Source organism: Xanthovirga aplysinae (genome assembly GCF_009711365.1).
Taxonomy (GTDB): Bacteria; Bacteroidota; Bacteroidia; order Cytophagales; family Cyclobacteriaceae; genus Xanthovirga; species Xanthovirga aplysinae.
The window spans coordinates 1-7,326 of the sequence record NZ_SMMB01001067.1 but is presented as its reverse complement, the minus strand read 5'-3'; the positions used below and the strand labels follow the sequence as shown (position 1 = coordinate 7,326).

5 protein-coding genes are annotated in these 7,326 nt (G+C 36.1%); 2 read left to right on the top strand and 3 right to left on the bottom strand.

The genetic code is table 11. The annotated features are described in order from the left end of the window. Both E1171_RS11935 and E1171_RS11930 read left to right on the top strand, forming a co-directional pair. A partial coding sequence (locus tag E1171_RS11935; protein ID WP_155206233.1) for a WG repeat-containing protein occupies window positions 1-1,709 on the top strand: 1,709 nt, incomplete at its 5' end. Between the two features lie 138 nt (window positions 1,710-1,847). Next, the gene (locus tag E1171_RS11930; protein WP_155206232.1) at window positions 1,848-2,150 is read left to right on the top strand and encodes a Dabb family protein; all 303 of its coding nucleotides are present in this window, start codon (window positions 1,848-1,850) and stop codon (window positions 2,148-2,150) included. 125 nt (window positions 2,151-2,275) lie between these two features. On the opposite strand, the gene E1171_RS11925 is transcribed toward E1171_RS11930, so the two are convergent. From E1171_RS11925 to E1171_RS11915, 3 genes are all read right to left on the bottom strand, one after another. Continuing rightward, the gene (locus E1171_RS11925; protein ID WP_187696415.1) at window positions 2,276-2,764 is read right to left on the bottom strand and encodes a DinB family protein; all 489 of its coding nucleotides are present in this window, start codon (window positions 2,762-2,764) and stop codon (window positions 2,276-2,278) included. A 447-nt stretch (window positions 2,765-3,211) separates the two neighbouring features. Beyond that, window positions 3,212-5,599 (bottom strand): M4 family metallopeptidase, encoded by a 2,388-nt coding sequence (locus tag E1171_RS11920; RefSeq protein ID WP_222931484.1) that lies wholly within the window; start codon window positions 5,597-5,599, stop codon window positions 3,212-3,214. A gap of 688 nt (window positions 5,600-6,287) precedes the next feature. After that, window positions 6,288-7,235: an alpha/beta hydrolase gene (locus tag E1171_RS11915; RefSeq protein ID WP_155206230.1), complete on the bottom strand. Its 948-nt coding sequence runs from the start codon at window positions 7,233-7,235 to the stop codon at window positions 6,288-6,290. Between the last annotated feature and the right edge of the window lie 91 nt (window positions 7,236-7,326).

The following is a 7,326-nucleotide window of genomic DNA, read 5'->3' as shown; positions in this document are numbered from 1 at the left end:
ATGCAGTAAAAGACTTTCAAAATAAAACAGCTCTTTTTAATGCCAAAGGTGAACAATTAAGTTCATTTAAATACGATGAAATTAAGCCCTTCCATGGGGATTTCGCATTGATTCATCAGAAGGGTAAAAAAGGAATTATTAATAAGAATGGAAAAGAGATCATTAGTGCCCAATATAAAGAGTTAGTCTTTAAGGGTGAGGGGAAAGTTGAGGCTATGTCTTTCCTTGAATGGGAAATTCTTGATCAGACCGCCCAAAAAAAAGGAGTTTTATTTTTTGATCAAATTCAACCCATAGCTCCTAACTTATACAAAGCAAGTACCGGAAAAAATCAAATGCTGATTACCCCTACCAATCAGTTTATCTCTGAGGTTCAAGGTTTGGAAATTGGTGCCCTTACAGATGGCTATTTACTAGTACAGGAAGCTGGAAAGTATGGCCTGATGGATGAGAATGGAAAGATGGCCCTACCTACCGACTTTGATAGCTTGAAAATCAAAAGGGATTTCTTTTTTGTAAAAAAAAGAGAAGGGAAGGAAGCTAAATGGGTTATTTTAAATAAAAAGGGGAAAAGAATTAATCCTCTCAATTACGAAAATATTGGTCATTTGCAGGAAAATGGCTTGTATCCTGTTCAAAGAAACAAACGCTGGGGATATGTGAATGAGCAGGGAATTGAGATAATCCCTTGTAAATATGATAGCATATTTGATTTTAAAGGAGGACGAGCTAAAGTTTTCTACCATGATGGCTATGGATTAATTGATGAAGAAGGAAATTGGAAGAGCCGTCCCTTTTTTGAAAATATACTCCTTCTTGATCATGAAAACAGTATTCAAATCAGAAAGGGCGAAAGTCTGCTAGTAGATAAGGAAGGAAGGGTGCTTTACAAGAGCGAAAATATACTTAAAAGAAAAGACGGAAAATCGGTCATAGAAATTGATTCCCAGGGAAAAATGGGATTGATCAATTCATGGGGAAAAAGGCTTTTGAAGATTGAATATGATAAGATTTCCCAGCTTTTACAGGACTCTGTCTATGTCTTTCAAAAAGGGGAAAATTTTGGTGTTTTAAGTAAATCCGGTAGAGTTTTACTTGGGCTTAATAACCCCATTCAAGATTTTTTGGGTATTAGTGATGATTATTTAGCAGTTAAAATAAAAAACAGGTATGGTTTTGTGGATGTGGAAGGAAGGTTGCGTATTGCCAACCGTTACGAAGGAATCCAACCCTTTAGTGAGGAAAAGGCAGCAGTGAAAATATTGGGAAAATGGGGGTATGTCGATAAACTTGAAAGAATTATTGTCCAGCCTCATTATAAGGAGGTACAGTCTTTTAAAAATGGTCTGGCTATTGTAAAGGAAAGTGGAAAATATGGCCTAATAAATTCAAAGGGGGAACTAGTTCAAAAAGCCGAATTTGATAAAATACAACCTCTTAATGATGGTAAGTACATCAGCTATAAAGGAAATAGATTAGGATTAATCGATGTAGATGGAAGAAGAATCTCTCCTCCTAAATACGATGCCATTAAAGTTTTGGGTAATGGTTTTATGATCGTTCAAAATAATGGGTTATATGGCCTTCTCCGAAAAGATGGGGTTAGTGTTATTGCTCCAATTTACCAATCCCTGGTGTACGATCCCTACAACCAGCTTTATTTGGTTTCTAAATCTTCCAAATCGAAGACCATTTCAATGGGTCATTAAAAATTATAAGATTGAATATTTTAAATGATTTTAGGATGGGGTTATTTTAACCTGACAAATGGAGATTCAAAAACTGTCAAGATCCTCCTTTATTCTTAAAATTCAAGATTCAGAGAAAATCATAAAAATTTTTCTAAGATGGTAAAGCATATTGTTTTTTGGAAATTAAAAGAAGAAGCCCACGGTTTTAAGAAACCTGAACTGGCCTTAGAAATTAAAAAGAGATTGCAAGCTCTTAATGGCAAAATAGAGGGACTCCTTCATTTAGAGGTAGGTCTGGACTTCAGTAAAACTGAAAGCTCCTTTGAGGTTGTTCTTTATTCGGAATTTACGGATAAAAATGCACTGGATGCTTATCAAATTCATCCCCTACACAAGGAGGTTGCCGGTTTTATTGGTGGGGCCACATCCGCTCGTCATTTGGTAGATTATAAGGTTTGATAAACCCGGTGAAAAGCTTCGGTTTAGAACCAAGCTTTTCGCTGAACTCTTTTTCTGGATGGTGGCCAATCAACAAGAGTCTTTTCAACTGTACTCAATTTTAAGGCAGTTTCCAGCAATTCCAATTAATTTTGATTTTGAATAATTGAAGTTTTTAAGAAGTTCTCTATCTGCCTTCTGTGTCTTAGTATGTGGACAATGGCATGCTCCATTAATTGTTCTATATCGTAGGTGACTCCCCATCTAGTCTTGAATTCCCAACTTTGAATTTCTTCCATTGGCTTATCCCACTTATCCTCCAATGACTGAATGGTATACTCCAACATCTTGTCCAGCTCCTGAATACCCTCCATTGGGGAGTTGATAAGGTGGTCATATTCCAGCCATTCGGTGCTATAAACTGATTTTATATAGTTGGCATAAGTATACCCGGACTGCACTACATGACAAATAACGGTTTGAATAGATTTACAATCCTTATCCTGGGTATGAGGGTCTTTGATTTCTTCAAATTGCCCAAGAGATAGATTAGAAAGAATATTTTTTAGATCAAGAGATGCCCTTTCATACTCATCCATTAAGGCGCCTAACATTCCTTTTCTTTTTTTATTCAAGACCATGAAAATTTATCTAAAAGCTTCATTTAGAAAATAAATACACCTTCTCACTAATTCCCACATCAAACAAAAGTAGAATTTTTATCTAAAAATGAAATATCAGCTTCAATAAAAAAGGACAGATTATTTACTTTATTTTTGAAATAAGATTTTTTTAGGTTTTCCATAAAAACCACAATTAAACTAAAGGGTTAATGCAAAAATTATAAGTTGAAATTAATGTATAGGTAGGATTTTGACGTTTGTCAAAAAAAGCAAAAGGCTGTCCCTATTTTTCAGGGACAACCTTCTTGATAATAAGTTTAAGAAGCGTTCTTTGCACACCACGCTCCTTTTACCCTACAACTTTTGTTTTTGGCCACACTACAATACTTAATTATTATGCTTTTGACTTAATGAAAGTGGCAAAGTAATAATACCGCACCCTCTCATTCCCTAAATTCATTATTCAATGACTAATTTCTCAGTTTTAATACCATCCGCAGTATTAACCCGAATCAAATAAAGTCCTTTGGACAATGCCGAAATATCCAACTCTTGATTGTTCTTATCATAAGAAACAGCTTCCATTACCTGCCCAGAAATACTATACACCCTTAATTGCAATTCTTCCCCCTTAGAGCCATAAGGTAATTTTACAATTCCAGAGGCTGGATTAGGATGAAGAAAACCCAAATCATTTACCTTATCGGAAAAATCAAAGTTAAATTCAGATGACGTAGCACTAGCACTGGCTCCCCCCACCACATTTACGGTATAATCCTCCACTTCTCCATAAGTGAAATCATCACAAGAAGAAGGGGTTCCATTCCATTGCATACTTACTCTCATCCTCGTAGTGCCTGATAAAGCATCTGAAGGAATAGAAATATTTCCATTTAAAGTGCTACTCGAGGAACCACTAAAGACTTCTTCAGAGGAGTCAAAAGATTTATTTTGGTCCAGGTCAATCCATATTTTCCAGTTCTCTGGATATGAAGTGCTAGCAAAACCCGGATCTAGGCTAATGGAATAAGATGAGCCCGCATCCAGGTCGATTTGCATAGAGGTAAAATCTGAATAAAAGGATGCTCCCGAAGTATTAGTAAAGCCTCCTACAGTCACCCCTTCAATCCATTCATAATTATTATTTGATGCTTGTGAAGTACAGTACTCATCATCAGGGGTTCCCACATTAATTCCTGCAGCTTTCCAGGCCTCAATCGTTTGGTCCACTTCATTTGAACCAGCCCCAAAAATATCTTCAGCCGATTGTACACTATAATTAGCCGCATCATTATATTGAGAGGAAGAGCTTAAATAAACGGCAAGGGTTCGATAAGCAATTTCTTCTGCTTTATCAATTCCAATACCTGTTACATTATAACTGGTTCCAAAATCGTTAGTACCTGACTTACCCACTGATAACATATAAAACCAGTGATTAAGCACCCCACTATTGGTATGTACTCCCCCAAAGTCCCCGGACCCGCTATACCAATTAGTTCCTTTATAAGTATCCGGATCTCCTTGAGATTTAGGATCACTCAGAGAACGTAAGGCTTCCTGTTGTGTGTCTATATCTTCACCTATTAACCAAATGGATTTCTCAGGGGCAGCATAATTTTCTACACAGGCACCCCATATGTCACTAAATGCTTCATTTAGTGCACCTGACTCGTAGGAGTACACCAAGTCTGCAGTAAATTGACATACACCATGACCTATTTCATGAGCCGCTACATCAAGGCTCGTCAATACATCAAAGCGGCTAGCACCATCTCCATAAACCATTACTAAATTGTTGTCATCCCAACCTGCATTTTCATAATTATTGCCATAATGGACATAACTTCTAATTACAGAGCCATTTCCATCATAACTATCTCTATTATGAACATTCATAAAGTAATCATAAGTCATCATGGCTCCCCAATGAGCATCCAATGCGCCATTATCTTCATCACTGTTATCCCATTCAGCAGCCGTCCAATTGTTATCGTTATCTGTAAAATCAACGGCATTACTATAAGATGTGGAATTGTTGAGGTCATAAGTTATAATGCCTGCACCCCGGCTGTAGTCCCTAAGCCTGTAAGATCCATTATAACTGTCGGTATCAATAGTACGACTACCACTATACCGGGTATCTGCTGATCCGCTAGCTGGGGCAGTATGTTTTATAACAGGATCCCGCAATACGACCGCGCCAGTATGGGCATTCACATAAATATTATCACGGCTAAATGGTTTGCTGGCAAAAATGTCAAATTTATAAGCTAGAACAGCCTGCCCTTCTTCTTCCCGAGAGGTAGGCCTAAAATTGCGAATAATAACCAACTCCCCTTTAGGTTTATGATAGGTTTCTCCCCCCGTTTTTTCTTTCACCTCCCATTTATATTCCTCTGCACCTATAAAATCCAAAGCATATGAAAGTGCCTTTTTCACACTCAAAGAAGGTCGAAGACTTAGAGATTCATCCACCTGAATAAAATCACCATTAATGGATTGAATCGCGTTATTTTTTGAATGAACAGTATAGGTGCCAAATTCTATTTTTATGCCCTTATGATACTGTTGAAACTTTTCATGTACAAAACCAAGTTTATCTTCATATTTACGAATGTTTCGATAGGAATCATTATCTTTCATTTCCAAATGAGCCTTTAAAACTTCTTGACTATTTGAAGAATTAATAGCTTCTTTAGAAACATCAAAAGTTATAAATTTGGGCTTTCCATTGAGGTCTAATCGTTCCTTTACAATTTTTCCTCTTTTTTGTGCCACACTTTGTTCATTAAACATCAATAGCCCAGCTATTAATATTCCAAAGAACAGGTATCCTTTTTTCATGATATTAGAAAGTTTTTTGGTTAAATTGAATTTATTGAAACAGAAAGTAGTAGGGTGATATTAAGTTAGGAATAAATTGATAAACCTCTGATAATCAATTAGTTATATTTTGATTGATGTAATAAAATTGCCTGAATAGGTTTTTTTGTACTTCTTTTCGTTTGGTTGAGGACAAACTTATTAATAGGATAATCCTTATAAATATTTAGGGAAAAAGAAAGTAATTTTAAGCAAGGAAAGATCAAGACATTTTTCTTCCTTTGTCAATCAAATGAGGGCAGTAGTTCAAAGAAGAATTAAAGGAAATTCGTACAATTATTTATTTGGTATAAAAATCTTTAGGATTGTTTATTGCTTTTAGGAAAAACATAAAATGTCTTTTAAAGATTTGCACTTAAGTGCTATCAAGGGGGGGAGAAATTCAGAATAAACTTGAAGATTCCTACAGAATGGAAAAAGATTATTGAAAAAACAGAATCAATCCGATCTAAGAACTTTTTTAATATTTTATTTGGTAGCGAAAATTGAGTTTAAAAAGCTTGAATTAGGCCCTATATAAGTTCGTTGCCGGAGGTTACTGGTTCAGGAAGAAACGAAAATCAGGCTTTTCAAAAACCATTGACCGCCAATGGAAAATTTTTAAAGATGCTCTGAAAAAGAAGTTTTTACTTTAAAAAGTAATCGTTCTTCAATTCCATACTCTACTTTTGATTTCCTTAAAAGTTGCTATTTGCCTTTTTTTATCAGCTTCTGAAACCGAATCACGTAATGCCAAACGAGTAAAAACATGCAAATCTGAATCTACCATTTCCACCTCCACCTCTTTTCCATCATTGGTTTTCACTCCTTGGAAAATAAGTTCTGCACTAATCGGATCCACGGTCTGGTCCCTTTTAGACTTATACACCTTTAATTGAGTGTTTTTGGGAAGGACTATTCCTTTTTCCAATTCATCTCGGACAATTTCACTTATTTCATTTAGCTCCACAAGACTTTGGTAAGGTCGAAAATGGTAAAAGACTTTATCTTCCTCTTCCCCTTGCTCCTCTTCCATGTAACCGACAAAAGGTCCCAAAACTTTAACTAGAGAAAGCATCTTATTGGCTGGTACTACCAGTGGATCTATAAGGATAATATTATTAGGAGCGACTTTCCCCTCAAAAAATCCAGAAGCGAGCATTTCTAAGATTAGGGTTCCTCCTGTAGATGAGCCCACTAAGTTTAGGTTTTTATATCCTGCCTTATTAAGTCTATTATATTCTTCTACTATTCCCATTTGCCAATCTTTCCAACTTGCCTTTATAAAGTCCTCGTAAGTTCGACCATGCCCACCTAAGAGCACTTGGGAAACTTGAACTTCGCTTTCACTTCCATTCCATTTCCGAAATTCATCCCATTCAAAGGTAGTGGCTGTATACCCATGGGCAGCTATAATTATGGGCTTTTCTTGCTCTTCTGCTGAAGGTGTGGGAGCAGAATACGAAACTAAATATCCCTCTGGGTGAAGAAGGGAGGGGTCAAACACCATATTCCCATCAAGCATTACTTCAGTAATGACAGGCTTCCGTTTACAAGATGAAAGAGTTAATACCCCTGCCACAAGCATCAAAATAATTCCTCTACCTACATTTATCATTTCTTTTTGGGATTTTTTGGCGAAATTAATAAAAAGGGCAAAAACGTGTGCATTAAAATTTTATTTTTGTTTTCTTGATATTTTCCAAATA

Excerpts from the sequence above, each read along its gene's own strand:
- E1171_RS11930 (WP_155206232.1), top strand. The coding sequence starts at position 1,848 with ATGGTAAAGCATATTGTTTTTTGGAAATTAAAAGAAGAAGCCCACGGT.
- E1171_RS11915 (WP_155206230.1), bottom strand. The coding sequence starts at position 7,235 with ATGATAAATGTAGGTAGAGGAATTATTTTGATGCTTGTGGCAGGGGTA.
- E1171_RS11920 (WP_222931484.1), bottom strand. The coding sequence starts at position 5,599 with ATGAAAAAAGGATACCTGTTCTTTGGAATATTAATAGCTGGGCTATTG.